The sequence below is a fragment of the Mageeibacillus indolicus UPII9-5 genome, assembly GCF_000025225.2.
Taxonomy (GTDB): domain Bacteria; phylum Bacillota; class Clostridia; order Saccharofermentanales; family Fastidiosipilaceae; genus Mageeibacillus; species Mageeibacillus indolicus.
The window spans coordinates 264,137-284,891 of sequence record NC_013895.2 but is presented as its reverse complement, the minus strand read 5'-3'; the positions used below and the strand labels follow the sequence as shown (position 1 = coordinate 284,891).

The window sequence follows — 20,755 nt, the reverse complement described above, 5'->3', positions numbered from 1 at the left end:
CTGAGATAGCTATTGAGATAGCTATATTTAATTCAAGTAATTCAATCTATATTTACGAGGTGAAGTACCCGTGTTTTTGGTGAAAATCAAGTTGAAGTGACTGGGATTAGCGTAACCGACACGCGCTCCGATTTCTCCCACCGGCAAATCCGTTGTGATCAGCAGCGTCTGTGCCAAACCGATGCGCCGTCGCAAAATATACTGCAACGGCGGATAACCGTATTGTTTTTTAAATATGTGTGCCAAATAGAAGGAACTGATGTTAAAGCGATCTGCCAGATCCTGCAAGCTGATTTCATCGCAGAAATGCTCGTCCATGTAGGCACGCACCCGTGTTGCCAAAGGAATTTCCTCACGTTCTGAAGTAACAATCGGATTTTGCTTGGCCGAAACGATAACATCGACTTGAGCCAATAAAGCTTGCAGAACGTAATGCGTCGTCTTTTCATTGCCAAGGCAATCTTGTGCCATCAAATTATATAGCAGTTCAAATGTTTGCCCCAACGGCTCAGCCAGTTTACCCGCCGCAATGACTGGTACAATATCGTCAGGCAAAAGGCAGTTAGGCCGACAGCCGGGGCGTTTAAAGCCTGTTACCGCAACAGCATAGCGAACAAATGGTTTGCCGGGGGCCGTGCGTTGATCGTGTGGAATTCCAGCGTTGTAAAACATCAAATCATCCGGACCGACCTGCAAAATTTGATCTCCTATATATATTTCGCCGCCACCATCTTTTACCAGAACTATTTCTGAAAAGTTGTCACTTGAGCTGAGAACACGCGGATGCTGACTGGCTTTTTTTTCCATATAAGTCACATGTACCAACTTCGGGGACTTATCATCGGCCCAAAGGTGCTTATACTTTTCATTGCTGTAAAATTGTCCCATTCTGTTCCCCTTCGTTTCCGTTCCCTATATTTTAAGAATGTGCTTTAAAAATGTGCTTTAGAATGCACTTTATGGATCCACTTTATGGATGCTTTGCAAATTTCTGCATCAGCTCGACGTAGGTTTTCAAACCATCAACCACCGCCGTCGCCAACTTATCACGACCTGTTTTTGACCACAAAAATTTGCGATCTCTTTCATTAGTGATAAACCCGGTTTCAAAAAGCACTCCGGGTAAATTACAGGTACGGATAACGGCAAAATTTTCCTCAAGTACTGATTTCGCAATATTGGTTCGCATTTCCGGCGCAGTCCGTGCTACAGCTGTATACAGCCCTCTCGCCAAGCGCAGTCTAGCTTCGTCATCATATTTCAGATACAAGGGATAGAACGGTACAGCTTTGGCGTCCGGCAAATAAGTTTCCGAGAATTCGGATCCTTCGTAAGGAAGAATATTCTGCGCTGCAAACAGCGTCGGAGAACGCAACAAATAGACCTGCGTTCCACCCACATCGCTATGAGCAGATGAATTGACATGTACAGATAAATAGACAACATCTACAAATTGCTTTTCAATGTCCATGAGCATTTCAGCTTGAGGCGTAGCACCGATTCCACCCAAAATCCCCCCAAAACTGTCCTTGTTCTTAGCGATTATCTCCTGCAGTGCCGAATCGATATCACCTAAGGTACGCCGCTCAGCCTCGGTAAGGGTTCTCGCCAGCCCCTGTTTCGGAGCAACCTGCTCATCAGCTTGGCCTTGGAGGTATTCATTCAAAATATATCTGCCGGCCGTCGCACTGCGGTTATAGACAGACACGAACTCGTCGCGGTCGCGCAACGTAACCACTTTCGTTCCAGCCGCCTGCAACTTCAGCTTAATCTGCTCGGCCAACAGCAAAGCAGCTTCTTTCTCTTCAAACTCATGCTTGCCTTTCTGCGGCCACACTGTGCCGGGATCGCTGCCACCATGGCCGGCATCGAGAATCACCCGCAGTCCCCTAAGAGGCTGTTCCGCCCGTAAATTAATTCTTTTTAAAATTTTTAAGCCATCATGCAATTGCGGGACAGATGATTCTGCTGGCCAGACCTTGGTTACGCCCGCGGCGGAGGGTGTATACGGCCTCGCATGGCCGTACTCACGCCAACTATAATCCTGTTTTTCCGCCAACAAACCGAAGTCAGGTTCCTTAGGGCGCAGGTAAAGCCACAAAATGGCTGCCGTCAGCAAAATCACGATTCCGAAACCGCAACTGACAAGCAATTTGAACAGCTTTCTTTTCTTTAATTTTTTTGTGCTTATTTTATTCACACGCAGCCCTGTTATTTAAAATTATACGCAATTGTCCTTAATCGTGAATTGTGTGCCTTATGCTTCAGCCAGCCCTACACCTCATAATGCAGCTTCGGCAGTTTCAATAATTTTGACCAACTCTTCTGCCTGAGCTTTAATCGCTTCCGTATCCTGACCTTCAATCATAACTCGGATCACTGGCTCAGTTCCGGACGGTCTTACTAGCACTCTGCCATTTCTGCCCAAAACCGCTTGTACTTTTGTAATTGCCGTTGCGACCTCCGGCAAGTCCAAAATTTTGCTTTTATTCTCATTCCGAACCTTGGTCTTGAGCAAAACCTGTGGATAAATTGTGACCATCTTAGCGGCCTCATGCAAAGTTTTATGACTCTTACGTAAAGCTTTGAGCAAGGCCAAAGCACTCAAAATTCCGTCTCCCGTAGTGGCAAAGTCCAACATTATAAAGTGTCCGGACTGCTCGCCGCCCAAAGTGTAACCGCCCTCACGCATGGCTTCCATAACATAACGGTCACCGACTTTTGTCGTCACTATATTCAAATTTGCCGTTTCTGCATGTTTGGTCAGTCCGAGATTACTCATTACCGTGATCACCAAGGTATCTTTGCCTAGTAAGTTTTTGCTGCGCAGATATTCCGCCAAGATAGCCATGATCTCGTCTCCGTCAACTTCACATCCGGTATGATCTATCGCCAGCAAGCGGTCGGCATCGCCGTCAAATGCAAGCCCTATATCGCATTTCTCGCGTACGACTAACTCACTTAATGCACGTAAGTCGGTTGAACCACAGCCGGAGTTTATATTAATACCATCGGGAATATCGCCGATCAAATGCAGCTCAGCCCCTAAATTACGGAAAATACGCGGAGCTATACTGTAAGCAGCTCCGTTGGCACAGTCCATAGCGATCTTTAAACCGTGGAGATCCAAGCCCATAGCATAGCGCAAATGAGCCATATACGCATCTATTCCCTGAGGATAAGGGAAAACCGTCCCCAGAGCATCACCGGTCGGCCGCGGCAAATCATCGGACCTTGTCCCAGTTATATAGGATTCAATCTGATCTTCAATTTCATCGGAAAGTTTAAAGCCGGTAGAATTAAAGAATTTTATACCGTTAAACTCATACGGATTATGCGAGGCCGAAATAACTACCCCGGCGCTGAACTCTTTTTCAGCCGTCAGATAAGCAATTCCCGGCGTCGGAATTGTTCCGCAGCAATACGCGTCTGCTCCGGCGGAGCAAATGCCGGCACACAGCGCATTTTCAAGCATGGACGATGATAATCTGGTATCGTGGCCAATCACGAAACGCGGTTTCTGCTGTAAGTCGGCGGCAAGGACTCTCGCCCCGTAATATCCGAGTTTAAAGGCCAATTCCGGACTTAATTCCGTATTGGCAATGCCTCTTACACCATCTGTACCAAATAAAACTCCCATATTAACCTCTTTCTTAGTTGGAAGCTGCCGCTTCTTCACTTAAATTTTGTTCCAGGCCGCCGCTACCGCGCCGGTTAGTTCCCGGAAGAATTTGCTTATAATCACCTGAATCACGATTAAAGTTAACCGTTATTTCGAGTGGATCCAATGATCTGACCCGATAAGAAGCTGCTGCAATCTTATTTATTTTAATTTGCACCGGGTAAGAATGGCCACCCTCCTTGATTTCCTTCTCTTTCAATGAAACATATGCAATTATTGCAGCAGGGTTGTCTTTTATTTTATTAATTGTTTTGCGGCGGGCCCGCAGCACCAAATTAACCGTTTTGTCGCTAGATGACATTTTAAAGCCTTGCTCATCCAAGTATTCCATGCCTTGAACGGTAATCGGCAATTGTGAAAATGACGCAATTTCAAGCGGGTTGTTCACCGCCTGCACATAGGAAAATAGCACAAAGGACAGGACGGCCGACAAAAATTTCAATACCAAGCGGTGCCGCTTGAGTCGCCTTACCACGGCCTTATTCCCAGCGATCAACTCAACATTGTCCAATTTATCGCGGCGCAGTGAAGCCCCCAAAGTCTTGAATGATTGTAAAATGGCCAATGGCGAAGATTTTTCTTTCGTCGTATCAGGCTCGGGCAACAAAATTTTTGTCAGTACCGAGCGCAAAGCATCTCCATTTTCAAGCACATATATACGCCCGTCAATGGCGATAGATATGCTGCCGCGTTCTTCCGAAACGACAATGGCCACCGCATCCCCCATTTCGCTAGCTCCGATAGCGGCCCGGTGCCGTGTCCCCAAATCTTTTCTCAAATGATAGGTGTCTGCCAAAGGTACATGACATCTGGCGGCATAGATACGGCCGTTGCGAATAAGCAGAGCACCGTCATGCAAAGGTGAATTTTTATAAAATATTTGTTCCAACGTCGCCGAAGTAATATTTCCGTTAATTATAACCGGAGCCGGGCTGTTCTTAATAAGCTCGCCCAGAGCGGTACTACGTTCCAACACAATCAACGCACCGGTGCAAGTCGAGGCCATATCGTCGCACGCTACGGCGATAGACTCAATCATGGAGGCGATTTCCTGACTACTGCTGTTCAAGTCTTTGGAAACTGTATTGATCAGAGAAAGCGAATTACGACCAACCGTCTCCAATGCTGTACGCATTTCCGGCTGAAAAATAACCACAACACCGATGATCAAAACACTGATGGAATTTGAAAGTAGATAATTGATCGTATTAAGACCGATCGCGTTGCAAAATACGGTTAAAAGTAAGATAAAGACGAAACCCTTGAGTAACTGCCAAGTCCGTGAATCATCAAACAGCTTAAGGACAAAATAGATCACCGTAGCCGTAACCAAGATGTCCAATGCCGCGCCGATCGCATTGCCCCAAGTATCAAATGTTCCGAACAAAAATTCTGTGCTGAGACTATTAACTATCGTTCGAAACAAATCGTCGACCTGAGTTGCCGTCTGTTCTTGTAAAACCGCAGGCAAAGCCGCACGGATCAACGCAGAAAGCATCGCACTCAACTGTATAATCAGACTGTTAATCATCAAAATCATCTTCGTCATCTTCCAGACCGGATTCCAGGTTGTCTAAGTTGGTCAGCCAAATCACCCGGCCGTTAGTTTTAATTAAACCATCTTTCTCCATACTTACCAACTCCCGCGAAAAGGAGGGGCGCGGCATGGCCAGCAAGCGGGCGGCCACTTCTTTGGACGAAGGCAACTCAACCGACGGGGTCAGAATGCGTTTGCCATGATTACCGACAGCATGCCCGGCTTTCGCACTTTCAATGCCATCATACTTCTCTAAGTCGCTTTTGCCATGTTCTTCTGCTTCTTTTTTTTCTTGTTCCCACAGCAAATCAAGCAAGTACGCTGATATTTTTTTCCGCAAGCTGCGCTGGGAAAGGATGGAAATCCGGCGATTTTGCGCCTGAACTCGATCCGATAAAAAGCGCATGAAGTTTTGTAAAAGATCCGGGTTTCCCGGTAGCATTGATTTAAGTACTTCTTTGGATAAAGTTATCACTTTGGCATTGGTAACTGCTTCAATAGTATTAGGATAAACGTGGTTTGATCCGAATATTAGATCTTCGCCGAAACTGTCACCCGGGCCCAGCAGGCCTAATGTTACAAAATCTCCGTTGCTGGAATATTTTTGTAAAGCAAGTTGCCCGGCCGCGACGATACCGAGTTGGGTGCAATCGTCGCCTTCATTTACCATGACTTCTCCCTTCCAAAGAATACGCATGTTTAATTTGCTGCAAAACTCACCGAAAACTTCCGGCTTAAGACCCTGAAAGACTTTAGCATCAGTCAAAACATCACACAAGCGTTTCATGCTGCCTTATCTCCTTATCCCGTCAGTTGTTTCCGTTTTCGCACATCTCAGAATACTATAATTCTTGCTTATCTTCAAGAACCAGCGGCGTAGTCAAGCTTTGCAAGCATCGTAGTCAATCTTTGCAAGCACTAATGGTAGTAAAGAATTGCGGCAGACGGCAGTTACCTTGCCGCTTGCCGCAGTTGAATAAACAACCCAGCTAAACCAATCTACCTCACGGTGCTGGGTTGCCATGTTTTAGCTATACATTCTATTTATTTGTCACCGTGAACTTGCTTTAAAAGCTCATCACCTGCAACAATCGCCGCTTCCAGACGAGGCCACAGCATTGCCGCCGCAACTTTTTCCGCCACATCCGAGCCTGCTAAAATTTCTAACAAGGCCAAGGCAAACGGCACAGCGGCTGCCGGACCACAAGCAGTAATCAGATTGCGGTCAATTACAACCATATCCTCAACATATTTTTTGAAGCCCACCTTCGTCTCACATCCAGGGTAGCATGTACCGGTATATTGCTCGGCAATCTTTGCTGCTCCAAGAACTATAGGAGAAGCACAGATCGACGCTACATATTTGCCGGCAGCATTACAATCGGACAAAAACGCCAACACCTTAGCATCAGCTTGAAGTTGTTTGGTACCCGGCAAACCGCCCGGGGTCACCGCCATATCATAATCGGAAGCGTTAACCTCCGATAAAAGTTTGTCAGCATAAATTACTATTCCATGGTCGCCAGTTGTCTTTAAAGTCGGATTCGCCGAAATCATATCAATGTCGATCTTACCACGCCGCAAGACGTCAACCACCGCCAAAGCTTCCATTTCTTCATAACCGTCAGGCAACAGAATCGCTACTCGCTTCATTCATCTCATCCTTTCCATGCATTAATTCTTTGATGCGTTAAATCTTTGATCAGTTGATCAGTATCAAATAAAGTAAAAATAAAAGTCGACTGCTCAATTTGAGCAATCGACTTTACTTTACAATATCAGCCACATCACGGCAAGTATTAAATTCAATCGAGATCGTCGGGAGACTGTAAATAAAAAACAGAATATTTATAATTAGTTGGGTAACAGGCACATGATTCAGGCTAAATCATCAAGTGAGACCTCAGGCCGGCTGAATTTCACCTTTAAACTCAGTTTTAATAATTTCTTTCGCCTTTTCTGATGTAAGCACTTTAATTAATTTTTGGAACTTCTCTTTGGCCGCATCACCCTTGCGAACAGCCACCAAATTGGCATACGGGTTGTTTTTACCGTCTTCACGAATCAAAGCGGTGGACGGATCGATACCGGCACTGATCAAGAAATTGCTGTTTATGACCCCGGCAGCCGCATCTTTATAAGCGCTTGGAATGGTCGGCGCATTCAATTGGGTCAGTTTAAGTTTTTTCGGATTTTCTTTAACATCCAACGGAGTAACGTCAAGTGCATCGGATTTTAGTTTCAGTAAACCGGCCTTTTCCAAAAGAAGCAGAGCGCGGGCGCCGTTCGTTACGTCATTCGGCAAAAGAATTTCATCGCCGTCTTTGATTTCATCAACTGACTTATATTTGGTTGAATACAAACCCATCGGTTCAATATGCACGTAGCCGAGGACTTCCAAATCAAGTTTTTGCTCTTTGGTAAAAGCATCAAAGTAAGGCTTGTGTTGGAAATAGTTGGCATCCAGTGAGCCATCGTTCAGGGCAATATTCGGTTGAACGAAATCCTCAAAAATTACACTTTCCACATCTAGGCCGGCTGCCTTAAATTCCGGCTGTAATTTCTCAATAATTACAGCGTGCGGCGTTGAGCTGACTCCGATTTTAATCTTTTCAAGTTTCTGGCTGGCAGCAGCGGAAGCTGTCCCGGTTTTATCCGAAGTCGTTTCGTTGCCTCCGCAAGCGGTAAGCGCAAGTGTAAGGCTGATTACAGTAGATAATATTGCTAAAGTTTTCTTCATAAGATCCTCCAAGTTGATAATTATTTGTGGTTAAGCTTAGCAGCAATGGTATTGCCGACGTGTTGAACAATCTGCACAATCACGATAATTACTACGACGGCAGAGTACATGATGTCGTACCGACGCATCTGGTAGCCGTACACGTTGGCCACATCTCCCAGGCCGCCGCCCCCGATCAGTCCCGCCATAGCCGAATAAGCAATGACGTTGATAATCGTAATTGTGACAGCGTTAACCAGGGCCGGCAACGATTCCGGCAATATCACCCTCCCGATTATTTGGCCAGTACGCGAGCCCATAGCCCGCGCGGCCTCAATTATTCCTCGATCGATCTCCAGAAAATGACTTTCAAATAAGCGTGCCACAAACGGGGCCGCCGAAGCGGCTATCGGCACAATTGACGCCGTCGAACCGATGATTTTGCCGACCAACAGACGCGTGACCGGAAACATCAAAAACATCAAGATAACAAACGGCAGAGAACGCAATATATTGATAAACCAGTTAAGCAGACGATATACCGCCCGACAAGGATAAAAACCATCAGGGCGAGTCAGGTAAAGAACAATCGCTAACGGCAGCCCCAAAGCTACGGCAATCAAGGAAGATGCGCCCACCATGTATAAGGTTTGTCCCAAGGCTGGAACGATTAAACGTAAAATATTATCCCAATTCATGTTGCACCTCCTGTACTACGACACCACGGTCACGCAAGTATTTGACCGCCTGCTCGGTATTTTGTCGCTCACCCAAAATTTCCACATACAAATATCCGACACTTGTGTTGGTTACTTTACTTATATTACCGGCGATTATATTTATATCAACTTTACAGTCAACAATACACCTGCTTAATACCGGCGTGCCAGCCCCCTTTTCATCATAGCTGAGACGATAAACGCTGCCCTCATAATCTGAAGCATTAATCGGGGCTTCCTCGGTAGTAACCGCTACCGTTTTAATCAAGTTTTGCGCCAACCGCGTTTTCGGGCGACGGAACAAGGTTTCGACATCGTTTTCTTCGATAATTTTGCCATTTTCCATAACTGCAATTCGATCGCAAATGTCCTTGGCTACTTCCATTTGATGCGTGATGAGTACGACTGAGGTGCCGTAAACATCCACCGTTTTGCGCAAGAGATCCAAAATCTGAGCCGTGCTGGCCGGATCAAGTGCTGAGGTTGATTCGTCACTGAGCAAAACTTTAGGATTGGTGGCGATCGCTCTAGCAATGGCAACCCGCTGTTTTTGGCCGCCGGAAAGAGATGTCGGATAGGCGAATTTCTTTTCACGCAACATTACAAAATCCAGAAGTTCCTCAACTCGTTCCTTTATTTCGGCCTTGTTACGACCGGCGATGCGCAACGGATAAGCTATGTTTTCAAAAACATTTTTTTGCTGAAACAAATTGAAATTTTGAAATATCATTCCGATATCGCGTCGTTGCTCATACAGTTCATGGCGGTTGCAGGCAGTTATATTAACTCCGTCAACTAAAATCTGACCTTCATCCGGTTCTTCCAAGCGATTAATACAGCGGATCAAAGTCGATTTTCCGGCACCGCTCAAGCCGATGATACCGAAAATTTCACTTCGGTTTACACTCAAGCTAACATCATCTACCGCTTTAAAAACGCGGTCTCCAACACGGTAAATCTTAGTCAATCCAGCGATCTTGATCATCGGTTCGCTCTCGGAACATCTTGTAATGTTTGTTTGTAAATTCTCATTCATAGGCAATCTCGTCATATCATTTTTAAATTCAGTATGGGCTGTTTGATTAAGTTTCACCATTCTATCACACTTATTTTTGCAGTATAACCCCTAAATCGCCTTCTCGGCAAAAATCAAAGATTTACACAAAGTTTCGCTAAAAAAACGATTCGGTATTGAACATTATTTCTTCAAAAATTAAATGAGCAGTCAAAATCAGGCGTTTTAGGCCTTACGGCTAAACAAATTCATCAAAATGAGTTCAGAAATATGAACGTTATTAATCAAGTTTTCGCTGACGTGGGAAATAACAAAAATTCACTGGACAGGCAAGTTCCGGGGCAATAAAATCCTCCTATTAAGCCGTAGCGAGAAGTGGCTTAATCAAACTAAAAAAAGGAAACAAACTAGACTATGCAGAAACAATTATCAGTTCGTTCACTACTACAAATAAGTTTCTTGCTTTTCGGCTTCTTCTTCGGAGCCGGAAATCTAATCTTCCCCCCACTCATGGGTAAGTTGGCAGGAGGCAATTTCGTTTCAGCCATCTTAGGCTTTGCCATAACCGCTGTTATTTGCCCTGTACTAGGTATTCTTGCAGTCGCCAAAATGGGCGGTACACCTGCCTTGGCCGCCAAGGTAAGTCGTCGTTTCGGGATTCTCTTCCCGATCGTTATCTACCTTGCCATCGGCCCCGGTTTGGGTATTCCACGTGCCGGCAGCATGCCCTTTGCCATGGCAATTCAGCCCCTCTTGCCGGTAAGCGTCCCTGTTGTTTGGGCCAGATTGATCTACACTGTTCTGTTTTTCGCGTTAGCTTGCTGGCTCTGCATCAGCCCAATTAAAATGGTGCCGCGCGTAGGTAAAATACTGACACCTACACTGCTTTTCCTAATTCTTTGCCTTTTTGTAGCTACTTTGATCCGTCTCCCAGCTCACTTCGGGCCTTCAACCGGTGCTTATCAAAGTTCCACTTTTTTGAACGGAATATTGGATGGTTACAACACCATGGACGCCTTGGCTTCGCTGAACTTCGGTTTCGCCATCGCCGTGGCTATAAAGTCGCTTAAACTTACGGATGACGAAAAAGTCGGCAAAAAGTACACCTATATGGCCGCTTTCATTGCGGGTTCGCTGCTGCTAGTCATATATGCAATGCTCACCTATATTGGCGTAACTACGGCTGCACTGTGGCCTGATACGACAAACGGAGCGGATATCTTGCGTTTCACCTCAAGGGTGGCTTTGGGTTACGGTGGGTATCTGTTGGTCATAACCGTCTTCAGCTTGGCCTGCTTGACGACCTGCATCGGCTTGATCATGTCCCTGTCGCAATACTTCAGTAAACTTATCCCGAAGATTTCTTATCGCGCGATGGTCATTTTAATAAGCCTTATTTCCTGTGTTTTGGCTAATTTCGGCTTGGATGCCATCATCAAATTCTCTCTGCCAACCTTGTTGATCATGAGTCCGGTATCCGTTGTCTTAATTTTGCTCGGCGTAGGCTACGACTTCTACTCAAACAACAAACATATTTTCACGGTCACTATCTACACCTGCTTATTCTTTAGCTTTGTGGACGTTATCAACAATATGAATTTCTTGCCGCAAAGCCTGGGTGAGTTGCTAAGAAAATTACCTTTGAGCGAATACAGCTTAGCATGGCTGGTTCCGACCTTACTTGTCTTTGTCGTCAGTTTCGGAGCAGGTAAAATATTTTGCCGGCAATGTTCCACTGCAGTCGTAATTGATCAAAGTAAATAATACTAAAGTAAATTTTAATTTCGAATTCTTCCCGCCTTCCCCAAATGCGAATACGGGAACGAGAGGCCACTAGGCCTAAACTGTTAATGACAATCCTCCACATTTCATGCGCCGTCAGCATTTGTCTCCGCAACCAACCCGACTATGCTGGCGGCGCATTCCATGTTAAACTAATATAAATATTCGTTTCGCAAATAGCAAGCTTTTATATAATGTAATCTTCGATCACAATCAATACAGCTTAATTTTATTCGACGCAACGTAATAAATTAAATATTTCCGGGAGTTTTCGATGAACGAAAATAAAATGGGCACGATGCCCGAAAATCGCCTCCTGATTACTATGGCCCTGCCTATAATGGTTGCCATGCTCATCAGTGCACTTTATAACATTGTCGACAGCATTTATGTAGCTCAGATCAGTGAAAACGCATTGACAGCGGTTTCCCTGGCTTTTCCGATCCAAATGCTGTTTATGGCTTTTAATATTGGCTTAGCTGTGGGAGTTAATGCCGTCGTCGCGCGCAATCTGGGTCGCAAAAATTTTAGCGTTGCGGAACACACCGCCGGCAACGGCGTATTTTTGGCCCTTTGCTGTGCAATTGCTAGTATTGTCTTTTCCGTATTCGGCAGTGAGCCTTTCATGCATCTACAAACCGCCAACGCCGATATAGCTTATGGTGGAATACGCTATCTTAAAATCTGTATGTTGCTTTCCGGCGGTCTTTACTTTGAGATCATGTTCGAGCGCATCCTGCAAGCAACCGGCCGAAGCCTGCCGACAATGATCGTTCAGGGGTTCGGCGCAATCTTGAACATAATTCTGGATCCGATATTGATTTTCGGGTATTGCGGTTTTCCGGCCTTCGGGATAGCGGGTGCAGCCTATGCCACCGTAACGAGTCAGCTCATTGCCGCTATCGCAGCCTTTATTTTTAATCACATATTCAACCATGATATTCACCTAAAATTAAAGCATCTGCGCCCTGACAGCAAAATCTTGTGGGAAATATTACGTATAGGCCTGCCGTCCTCTGTTATGGCTTCTATCGGCTCTTTTCTCATTTTCGGACTAAATACAATTATCGGCCGCTTTTCATCAACCGCCGTGGCAGTGTTGGGGATTTATTTTAAAATTCAAAGTTTCCTATTCATGCCGGTCTTCGGTTTGAACAATGCCTCCATACCGATTATCGCCTTTAATTATGGAGCGGAAAAACCGGCAAGAATCAAAAAAACCGTTAAGCTTGCTACAGTCTACGCGGTTATGATCATGCTTTTCGGCTTTATAGGTATGCAAGTATTTGCCGCTGAGCTAATTGAACTGTTTAATCCTACCCCTTTGATGCTGACTATCGGTATCCCCGCTCTACGCAGCATTTCCTACAGCTTTCCTATAGCCGCCGTCTGCGTCACTTTTTCCGGATTTTTTCAAGCCCTCGGCCACGGCACCATAAGCATGATTGTTTCCGTAACCCGGCAGTTGATCGTCATCTTGCCGTTGGCCTATATTATTTCGTTATGGGGAGAGCTTAGTTATATCTGGTGGGCATTTCCCATCGCCGAAGCCGTAGCATTCGTCATGTCCGCATTCGCTTTTCACCGTTTGATTCAAACAACAGTCAATCCTTTGTACATAAAAGACTGACGAAATATCCATTAGAGTCACTTGCCGGTACCAATAGCGACATCGACAGCTATATGGCATTAGTTATCGTCTATTTTACGTCTATTTTACAACCAGTGGCGCAATTGCATAAAAGAATTTATAATCTTTCTTGTAATTTATTTTGGGCACTTCGGAGGATGAAAGGAAAGAAATAATATGACTCAGCAAACCACCTCAAGCATCGTCCCGGGCAATGTATCTTCAACTAAAGTGGCCGTTATAACCGGGGCTTCCAGCGGTATCGGCGAAGCGGTCGCCGCAAAACTGCTGAAACAAGGGTATATTGTTTATAACTTAAGCCGCCGTGCCAATAATACCGTACTTAATATTCAATGTGATGTCAGTCAACCCGAGCAAATCTATGCTGCGATTAAGCAAATAGCTGAAGAACAAGGCCACATCGACTTGGTTGTCAGTAATGCTGGCTACGGTATTGCCGGCTCAATCGAAGCTGCCGTTTCGGCTGATTTGGATCGACAACTGGATGTCAACTTACATGGAGCAATTCACTTGGCCAAAGCCGTTTTACCCTATTTACGCAAAAGCTGCGGTCGCATTATCATTGTATCTTCAGTTGCCGGAGCCGTTCCTATCCCTTTTCAAACCGCCTATTCAGTCAGCAAAGCTGGGCTGATTGCCCTAACTCTGGGCTTAGCCAACGAACTTCGCGGCACCGGGGCGAATGCCGTAGCCATTTTGCCCGGAGATGTATCCACCGGCTTCACCGCAGCCCGCAAGCCCGTCGACCTCTCAGCCGAACCGCTGTGCTATCGCGAACGCTGCGCCGCTTCACTTAAACGCATGGAAAATGATGAACTGCACGGCAAGCCGGCCGAGCACATCGCCGCTGCGATTGTCAAAGCCGCTGCTGTCAATCACCCTAAGCCCTTGTATCCAGTAGATATTTCATATAAAGCAGCCGTACTCCTGTTCCGTTTTTTACCGATTCGTTTGGCCAACTATATAGTCGGAAAATTATACGCGTGACCCGAAACCTTTACACATTATCTAAACCACCCTGAGAATATCCCTCTCCTTGGGAGAAACTAAGCTAATCCTGCATGTAAGATTCTGGGTCATCAACTTCAGCCGAAATGTTTTTCAGCTTTCACCGCAGTGCTTTTCAGCTGTCTTCAGTCCCCCCCGATTAAATATTCAGCTATCTTTCAAACGCCAAGAAAAATTGCGTCTTTTTTTCTACTATTTATTTTCTTTTTATCATTAAAAACGATTTTTATTTCCGAATATCTCCCTTTAATTGATTTTTTCTGCTAGAATGGAATTGTAATAAAATTTATACATTTTATTTACAAATATTATGAAAGAAGCAGGTACTACTATGGAAAAAGCAACGCAAAAAGTACCATTGGATGCCAAGCAACGTAACATTACCTGGCAAACACTGGCAATGATGGCCTTCATGACGGTTTGGGGCTTCGGAAATGTAATCAACGGTTACGCCTTCTATGGCGGTATGCGATCCATCTTGACTTGGGTCATAGTTTTTGTAATCTACTTCGTGCCCTATGCCTTGATGGTCGGCGAAATGGGTTCGGCCTTCAAAGAAGCCGGCGGCGGTGTGTCCTCGTGGGTCGAGCAAAGCTTCAGTAAAAAGTTAGCCTATTATGCCGGTTGGACCTATTGGGTGGTTCACATGCCCTATATTTCCCAAAAACCACTCAATATAGTTGTGGCCGGAAGTTGGGCAATCTGGGGAGATAAACGCGCCAGCGACTTTAATTTTCAAGTTATCCAATTAATTTGCATTATTATCTTCCTCCTCGTTGTCGTAACAGCCTTGCAAGGCATTAATATTGTTAAAAAAATCACCTCGATTGCCGGTCTTGCCGGGTTAGTCATGTCGTTACTCTTCATTCTCATGGCTATTTCCGCCCCGCTTTTCCGCGACATCAGTTTCAACCGAGTCAGCTTTAATTCAACAACTTTGCTGCCGACCTTCGACTGGAAATACGTCACTTCCTTCAGCGTCCTCCTCTTTGCCGTAGGCGGTTGTGAAAAAATTTCACCTTATGTAAACAAAGTAAAAAATCCTGGCAAAGGATTTCCTCGCGGCATCATCTTCATGACCGCTATGGTCATCACCACCGCCATTCTTGGGACAATCGCCCTTGCCATGATGTTTGATCCGCTCAACCCACCCAAGGATCTCGTAACCAACGGTGCTTATGAAGCATTCCAAATGTTAGGAAATTGGTACGGAGTTGGCAATCTCTTCGTTATTCTCTATGCAATATCTATCGTAGTCGCCCAATTTGCCGTCATGGTTCTCTCTATTGACGCGCCGCTGCGTATCTTAATTGAATCTTCCGACCATGAATTCATCCCGAAATTCATGCGCAAGGGAAACCACAAAGGAGCCTATGTCAATGGCATCAAATTAATTTCTGTCATCGTCCTCAGCCTCTTGATTATCCCGATGTTCGGAATCGGCCAAGTGAACGAAATGGTTAAATTCTTGATTAAACTTAATTCCGTCTGCATGCCGTTACGTTACTTATGGGTGTTTGTCGCCTACATCGGCCTGAAAAAAGCGGCAGCACATTCCGCGGAATACATCTTCACCAAAAATAAGACCATGGGAATCTTCCTCGGCGGCTGGTGCTTCGCCTTGACTGCTGCCTCCTGTGCCTTAGGCATGTATGACGAAGACCCGTTTAAATTCTGCATGAAAGTAATTACGCCGTTCGTTCTTATCGGCTTAGGTCTCATCCTGCCGCAAATTGCCAAAAAGCAAAATAACCGCAGCTGAGATTCAAAATCAGCCTTCACGTAAGGCCAGCTGCCGCTGCAACTGCCACATCAAGCGAAAATCTTGCCGCGCCACAAGTGCGCCGGCAAGATTTTTTTGCTCTTTTAATTTGTGTATAATGTTGGGGAATAAATGTTGGAAAATAATTCTTGAAGAATAAATGTTGAAGAATAATTCTTAGCAAAGGAGATGCCATGTCAGCACCAAACGGTTGGGAGCCTATCATTCTCAGCGAGATGCAACAACCTTATTTCAAAGAACTCCGTCGTTTCATCGAGGCAGAGCGCGCAACATACAATGTCTACCCACCGCCTCACGCCGTATTTAACAGTTTCAACTACTGCCCCCCGGAAAAGGTAAAAGTCGTCATCGTAGGTCAAGACCCCTACCATCAACCCGGCCAAGCGATCGGCCTAAGCTTCGCCGTACGACGCGGAGTAAAAATACCCCCGTCCTTGCAAAATATTTTCCGCGAACAAGGCCTGACCTCAAGCCACGGCGATCTCACCTATTGGGCCAAGCAAGGAGTTTTTCTGCTCAATCGTATCCTGACGGTGCGCGAAAACCAACCTATGAGCCATGCCGGCCATGGTTGGGAAACCTTTACTTCCCACATTCTGGCCCACCTTTTCAGCCTCAACCGCCCCCTGGTATTTATGCTCTGGGGCAAACAAGCCCAAAGCATCCGCCCCCTTCATCCGAATCCTCACCACTTATATTTAACTGCCAGCCACCCCAGCCCACTTTCAGCCTATCGCGGATTTTTTGGGTGCGGACACTTCCGACTGGCCAACGAATTTCTAATAAAAAACGGGGAATCGCCGATCGACTGGCAACTCCCACAATAAACCAATTATCCCCAAATACGACTTCATAAATACTATAAATTATTGTTCTGTAAATCGAACCGGCCGCGCAAGAAATTGCCGATGGAGGTCAAACAAAGAAAAAATATGACCAAAACCGCTCCAGGTATCAGAATTATCCACCAAGCATCGGTGAGCAAAGCCTTTTCCGCCAAGGAAAGCATACTACCCCAGGAAATAACCTTAAGCGGCAGACCTATGCCAATGAAGCTGAGCGTTGACTCGGCAAGGATCGCCGCACGGACATTCATTACGACCATGAACATTATGCTCGGGAAAAAGTTAGGCAAAAGATGCTTCACCAAGATGTGGCCAAAATTTCCACCCATCATTTTTGCCGCCAAAACATATTCACTGTTGCGAATCTGACGCACCTCCGTTCTGACCACCTTAGCAATGCTGAACCAACCACACAGCCCGATAATCAAAGCCAGAGAAACGATATTCGCCGGGCCGGCAATCGCTTGCAGAAAAATTACTAATAATAGCGACGGGATACTGAGCATTATTTCTGTAAAACGCATCATCACAGTGTCCGTCATATCGCCAGCCATACCACTAAAAGCCCCATAAATCGCCGCTAAAATCGTTGAAACTAAAGTTGCCAGAACCCCGATAAAAATCGATATTCTTCCACCGAACCAAATACAGGCAAAAACATCCCGCCCCAAAGTATCCGTGCCAAACCAAAATTCCCGTCCGGGCGGCAATGTATGATTATAAACATCTAGAAAACCAGGATCTTTCCGTGAAATAGTTCCAGCAAATATCGCGCCCAACACAATCACGGCTAAAACAATTATGGCCAGCCAAGGCAGTCTTACTTTTTTAGGCTTTGCCGTATCAGGCCGCGATGCAAATTTCAGCCGATCTTCCTCAGTTACCAAAGAAAATGCTTGAGACTCATCAGTCAGATGCGGCAGGCCGATTTCGTTAGGCATTAGTACTTCCCTTCTTTCTTTCATCTTGATTATTGTTCGGTTTCGCCAGAACTTTCACAACTTCCGGTCCACCCTCCTGCGTATTCACCGACACGCGTTCCTTAACAACAATCGCCGTATTGCTCACTTTAATACGTGGATCAATTTTTTCATTTATTACCTGACCCAGCATATTGCAGAAAATTACGGTTAACCCCGTAATCAAACACAAAATCATTAAGAGATTGTAGTCCGCATACCGGGCGCTTTCATAGGCCAATGTCCCGATTCCCGGATAGGAAAAAACCAATTCAACGATGTAAGTTCCACCCAAAACATGAGCTACTGCAATCGCCATTAAGCTGATATAACCGGGAAAAACATTTCGCACACAATGTTTAAGCATCGTATCCGCCTTACTTAGCCCCTTGGCCCGGCACAACATAACATAATCACTTTTGGTTTCCGTCAGCAATTTGTTGCGAACCATGTAAGCATAGTACCAGAGATGTTCCAAAACAACTACCGTCAGTGGCAAAATAATGTGACGCAACCTATCTACCCACCCGTCTTCCCCGATCGTGTGAGCCCCGCTGCTCGGTAGTAAAGACCAGTGGACACAAAAACCCAATATTAAGACCAACGCCAGCCAAAACTCAGGAATGCAACTCGTAACAGTCCCTAGTTTACAAAGAATTCTATCTAGCCAAGAATTCTCTCGCCACGCACATACAATTCCCAAGGCCAAGGCCCCGATGAAAATTAGAATAAACCCAACCCCACCCAAAACAAGAGTATTGGGCAGCCGATCCGCAATAACCTCAGTAACTGGCAGCTTGTATTTATAGGAGATACCAAAATCCCCCCGCAAACTCATACTAAGCCAATCTTTAAACTGCACAATTATTGGCTCGTTAAGCCCCAGTCGCTCACGCGCTGCCGCCTTCTCTTGAACCGTCATTTTTTCAACCCGACTACCGAAATAAGATTGCAAAGGGTCGGTCGGCGTTAGCCTGGCAATGCAAAAAACAATGACGGTGAGACAAGCCATGCTAACCAAAAGAATTAAAAGCTTGCCTGCATAATAACGCAGAATGCCAATAATATCGGTATCGGTCTTAACAAAATTACTGCTACTCATATACAGTTCCTTTCATCAAAAACTTCGGAACGGAGCCAATCAATGTTCGGGTATAAGGATGCTTAGGGGCGTTAAAAATTTCTTCGGTCGGACCGCATTCAACCAAATGGCCCTCCCGCAATACACCTACCTGATCGCAAAGATATTTAACCATGGACAGATCGTGGGCAATAAACAGAATTGAAAATCCATGTTCATCACGCAGATGACGGAAAAGGTTAACAATTTGTGCCTGTATCGAAACATCAAGGGAAGCAATCGGCTCATCAGCCACCAAAAGCTCAGGTTCAGTCACCAAGGCTCGCGCTATTCCTACCCGCTGCCTTTGCCCACCAGATAACTCATAAGGATGCTTGAATAAATATTCGCGGCCCAACCCGACAACTTCCAATTGGAATTCCGCTTCCGCCCGCAGCGTACCACGTCGCGGTTTAAGCTTCTGAACCACCAAAGGCTCGGTGATGATGTCTTCAACAGTCATTTTTTGATTCAAGCCGGAAGCGGAATCTTGAAAAATGAGCTGACATTTTTGCTGAATATAAGCCTTATTCTTGCGCCGAGTGTGACGATCGGATAGATCAATTCCATTGAAAATGATTTTACCGGCAGTCGGATGGCAAATATTCATTATGCATTTGGCAACCGTGGACTTGCCGGAACCAGATTCGCCTACCAACCCAAATATTTCGCCCCGATGAATGTCCAAAGAAAGATCAGCCACCGCTGCCACCGAATTTTTCCGATTCAAATAATAGTAGTGGGTTAAATTTTCCACTTGTAAAATTGCGGTATCTTCACGGGCTTGGCCTTGACTGTGATCACTCTGACCTTGAGCTTGAGCTTGACCTTGGACGCGATCAAATTTGTGCTTTAAAACATTGTATGTAACTCTGCCATCATTTACTGAGCCATCCATATTTTCCGCCAAACCTAAGCCAGCCTGCGCCTCTATCTTAGGTGCTCGCGGATCAAGCAACCATGTCGCTGCCAAATGAGTCGGGGTTATTTCAAACATCGGTGGCTCCCGGTAGTAATCAATATACATAGCCCGCGGATTGCGGGGCGCGAAAGCGTCCCCCTGTGGCAAGTTAATAAGACTCGGCGGCATCCCCGGTATCGTAGTCAAAAATTTTCCTCTCTGCGACATTGCCGGCAATGATTTTAACAACCCTTGCGTATAAGGATGTGCCGGACAGAACAAGATCTCCGCCGTTTGCCCGACTTCGATAACCTTGCCGGCATACATGATCGCAATTCTGTCCGCAAGTTCGGATACCACCCCGAGATCATGCGACACCAAAATAGTAGCCATATTATTTTCGCGAGCAATTCGACGTAGCAATTCAATGATTTGAGCCTGCACCGTCGCATCCAAGGCCGTTGTAGGCTCATCGGCCAAAAGGACTTGCGGATTGCCAGCCAACGCCATAGCAACAACAACTCTTTGCCGCATGCCGCCGGAAAAATGATAAGGATAAAGCTTGGCACGTTCTTCCGCCCTGTCAATTCCAACTTCAGCCAACAATTGATGGACTCGCGACATCAAAGCCTTGCCACGCAGCGACTTCTCATGACAGGTGATCACCTCCGCTATCTGAGCACCTACTGTCATAGTCGGGTCAAGACTGAGCATCGGATCCTGAAAAACCATAGTCAAATCTTTACCCCGCAAACACTGCATTTCACGCTCCGAACAAGCAGTTATTTCCTTGCCTTTCAATATAATCTGCCCGCTTACGGCCGCTTTTTCCGGCAATAATTTCAACACACTTTTACACAACATGCTTTTACCGCAGCCGGACTCGCCAACCAACGCCAAAACTTCGCCGGGATTTAAGTCCAAGCTGACATTACGCACCGCTTCCACCCGCCCCACCGGCGTAGGAATCGTTACGGATAAATTTTTCAAGCTTAATATCTTCTCCATCTATCCCCCATAACAAGTGTTAAAGA

General features: G+C 45.7%; 17 protein-coding genes. 5 read left to right on the top strand and 12 right to left on the bottom strand.

Going from position 1 to position 20,755, the window contains the following annotated elements; genetic code table 11:
* Window positions 1-27: 27 nt before the first annotated feature.
* The 9 genes from HMPREF0868_RS01330 to HMPREF0868_RS01290 form a co-directional block, all read right to left on the bottom strand.
* Window positions 28-888 (bottom strand): AraC family transcriptional regulator, encoded by an 861-nt coding sequence (locus HMPREF0868_RS01330; protein ID WP_012992909.1) that lies wholly within the window; start codon window positions 886-888, stop codon window positions 28-30.
* 82 nt (window positions 889-970) lie between these two features.
* On the bottom strand, window positions 971-2,200 hold the full coding sequence (locus HMPREF0868_RS01325) for an N-acetylmuramoyl-L-alanine amidase family protein (protein ID WP_012992908.1): 1,230 nt from the start codon (window positions 2,198-2,200) through the stop codon (window positions 971-973).
* Between the two features lie 81 nt (window positions 2,201-2,281).
* On the bottom strand, window positions 2,282-3,640 hold the full coding sequence (gene glmM / locus HMPREF0868_RS01320) for a phosphoglucosamine mutase (protein ID WP_012992907.1): 1,359 nt from the start codon (window positions 3,638-3,640) through the stop codon (window positions 2,282-2,284).
* A gap of 13 nt (window positions 3,641-3,653) precedes the next feature.
* A complete protein-coding gene (locus HMPREF0868_RS07760) occupies window positions 3,654-5,231 on the bottom strand; it encodes a diadenylate cyclase (RefSeq protein WP_081470217.1) in 1,578 nt (525 codons plus the stop codon).
* Window positions 5,206-6,006 (bottom strand): Crp/Fnr family transcriptional regulator, encoded by an 801-nt coding sequence (locus HMPREF0868_RS01310; RefSeq protein ID WP_012992905.1) that lies wholly within the window; start codon window positions 6,004-6,006, stop codon window positions 5,206-5,208. Before HMPREF0868_RS01310 ends, HMPREF0868_RS07760 begins: the two co-directional genes overlap by 26 nt.
* Before the next feature lie 257 nt (window positions 6,007-6,263).
* Entirely contained in the window at window positions 6,264-6,872 is a 609-nt protein-coding gene (locus HMPREF0868_RS01305; protein ID WP_012992904.1) for a DJ-1 family glyoxalase III, read from the bottom strand.
* Window positions 6,873-7,122: 250 nt separating this feature from the next.
* A complete protein-coding gene (locus HMPREF0868_RS01300) occupies window positions 7,123-7,959 on the bottom strand; it encodes a MetQ/NlpA family ABC transporter substrate-binding protein (RefSeq protein ID WP_012992903.1) in 837 nt (278 codons plus the stop codon).
* 20 nt (window positions 7,960-7,979) lie between these two features.
* The gene (locus tag HMPREF0868_RS01295) at window positions 7,980-8,636 is read right to left on the bottom strand and encodes a methionine ABC transporter permease (protein ID WP_012992902.1); all 657 of its coding nucleotides are present in this window, start codon (window positions 8,634-8,636) and stop codon (window positions 7,980-7,982) included.
* Window positions 8,623-9,693 carry a methionine ABC transporter ATP-binding protein gene (locus HMPREF0868_RS01290; protein ID WP_197028523.1) on the bottom strand — a complete coding sequence of 357 codons (1,071 nt, stop codon included), beginning with the start codon at window positions 9,691-9,693 and terminating at the stop codon, window positions 8,623-8,625. Before HMPREF0868_RS01290 ends, HMPREF0868_RS01295 begins: the two co-directional genes overlap by 14 nt.
* Before the next feature lie 393 nt (window positions 9,694-10,086).
* Between HMPREF0868_RS01290 and brnQ the strand changes: the two genes are divergently transcribed.
* From brnQ to ung, 5 genes are all read left to right on the top strand, one after another.
* Window positions 10,087-11,436, top strand: coding sequence for a branched-chain amino acid transport system II carrier protein (brnQ, locus tag HMPREF0868_RS01285; RefSeq protein ID WP_012992900.1), 1,350 nt, complete (start codon window positions 10,087-10,089; stop codon window positions 11,434-11,436).
* Between the two features lie 292 nt (window positions 11,437-11,728).
* The gene (locus HMPREF0868_RS01280; protein WP_012992899.1) at window positions 11,729-13,084 is read left to right on the top strand and encodes an MATE family efflux transporter; all 1,356 of its coding nucleotides are present in this window, start codon (window positions 11,729-11,731) and stop codon (window positions 13,082-13,084) included.
* A 177-nt stretch (window positions 13,085-13,261) separates the two neighbouring features.
* Window positions 13,262-14,092, top strand: coding sequence for an SDR family NAD(P)-dependent oxidoreductase (locus HMPREF0868_RS01275; protein WP_012992898.1), 831 nt, complete (start codon window positions 13,262-13,264; stop codon window positions 14,090-14,092).
* Window positions 14,093-14,444: 352 nt separating this feature from the next.
* Window positions 14,445-15,875, top strand: a complete 1,431-nt coding sequence (locus HMPREF0868_RS01270) for an APC family permease (protein WP_012992897.1) — start codon at window positions 14,445-14,447, stop codon at window positions 15,873-15,875.
* Between the two features lie 194 nt (window positions 15,876-16,069).
* Window positions 16,070-16,723 carry a uracil-DNA glycosylase gene (gene ung, locus HMPREF0868_RS01265; RefSeq protein WP_012992895.1) on the top strand — a complete coding sequence of 218 codons (654 nt, stop codon included), beginning with the start codon at window positions 16,070-16,072 and terminating at the stop codon, window positions 16,721-16,723.
* Between the two features lie 32 nt (window positions 16,724-16,755).
* Here ung and HMPREF0868_RS01260 read toward each other — a convergent pair whose 3' ends face one another.
* The 3 genes from HMPREF0868_RS01260 to HMPREF0868_RS01250 are packed head-to-tail and all read right to left on the bottom strand — an operon-like array spanning window position 16,756 to window position 20,729.
* Complete coding sequence (locus tag HMPREF0868_RS01260; protein ID WP_012992894.1) at window positions 16,756-17,682, bottom strand: ABC transporter permease; 927 nt, start codon at window positions 17,680-17,682, stop codon at window positions 16,756-16,758.
* A complete protein-coding gene (locus HMPREF0868_RS01255; protein ID WP_012992893.1) occupies window positions 17,675-18,802 on the bottom strand; it encodes an ABC transporter permease in 1,128 nt (375 codons plus the stop codon). The genes HMPREF0868_RS01260 and HMPREF0868_RS01255 overlap by 8 nt, the downstream gene beginning before the upstream one ends.
* A complete protein-coding gene (locus HMPREF0868_RS01250) occupies window positions 18,795-20,729 on the bottom strand; it encodes a dipeptide ABC transporter ATP-binding protein (protein ID WP_012992892.1) in 1,935 nt (644 codons plus the stop codon). Before HMPREF0868_RS01250 ends, HMPREF0868_RS01255 begins: the two co-directional genes overlap by 8 nt.
* Window positions 20,730-20,755 lie beyond the last annotated feature (26 nt).

What these genes read in the sequence shown, in the direction of transcription:
- HMPREF0868_RS01300 (WP_012992903.1), bottom strand. Translation starts at nt 7,959, where the DNA reads ATGAAGAAAACTTTAGCAATATTATCTACTGTAATCAGCCTTACACTT.
- HMPREF0868_RS01270 (WP_012992897.1), top strand. Translation starts at nt 14,445, where the DNA reads ATGGAAAAAGCAACGCAAAAAGTACCATTGGATGCCAAGCAACGTAAC.
- HMPREF0868_RS01255 (WP_012992893.1), bottom strand. Translation starts at nt 18,802, where the DNA reads ATGAGTAGCAGTAATTTTGTTAAGACCGATACCGATATTATTGGCATT.
- HMPREF0868_RS07760 (WP_081470217.1), bottom strand. Translation starts at nt 5,231, where the DNA reads ATGACGAAGATGATTTTGATGATTAACAGTCTGATTATACAGTTGAGT.
- HMPREF0868_RS01275 (WP_012992898.1), top strand. Translation starts at nt 13,262, where the DNA reads ATGACTCAGCAAACCACCTCAAGCATCGTCCCGGGCAATGTATCTTCA.
- HMPREF0868_RS01330 (WP_012992909.1), bottom strand. Translation starts at nt 888, where the DNA reads ATGGGACAATTTTACAGCAATGAAAAGTATAAGCACCTTTGGGCCGAT.
- HMPREF0868_RS01250 (WP_012992892.1), bottom strand. Translation starts at nt 20,729, where the DNA reads ATGGAGAAGATATTAAGCTTGAAAAATTTATCCGTAACGATTCCTACG.
- HMPREF0868_RS01305 (WP_012992904.1), bottom strand. Translation starts at nt 6,872, where the DNA reads ATGAAGCGAGTAGCGATTCTGTTGCCTGACGGTTATGAAGAAATGGAA.
- brnQ (WP_012992900.1), top strand. Translation starts at nt 10,087, where the DNA reads ATGCAGAAACAATTATCAGTTCGTTCACTACTACAAATAAGTTTCTTG.
- HMPREF0868_RS01310 (WP_012992905.1), bottom strand. Translation starts at nt 6,006, where the DNA reads ATGAAACGCTTGTGTGATGTTTTGACTGATGCTAAAGTCTTTCAGGGT.
- HMPREF0868_RS01260 (WP_012992894.1), bottom strand. Translation starts at nt 17,682, where the DNA reads ATGCCTAACGAAATCGGCCTGCCGCATCTGACTGATGAGTCTCAAGCA.
- HMPREF0868_RS01295 (WP_012992902.1), bottom strand. Translation starts at nt 8,636, where the DNA reads ATGAATTGGGATAATATTTTACGTTTAATCGTTCCAGCCTTGGGACAA.
- glmM (WP_012992907.1), bottom strand. Translation starts at nt 3,640, where the DNA reads ATGGGAGTTTTATTTGGTACAGATGGTGTAAGAGGCATTGCCAATACG.
- ung (WP_012992895.1), top strand. Translation starts at nt 16,070, where the DNA reads ATGTCAGCACCAAACGGTTGGGAGCCTATCATTCTCAGCGAGATGCAA.
- HMPREF0868_RS01280 (WP_012992899.1), top strand. Translation starts at nt 11,729, where the DNA reads ATGAACGAAAATAAAATGGGCACGATGCCCGAAAATCGCCTCCTGATT.
- HMPREF0868_RS01290 (WP_197028523.1), bottom strand. Translation starts at nt 9,693, where the DNA reads ATGAATGAGAATTTACAAACAAACATTACAAGATGTTCCGAGAGCGAA.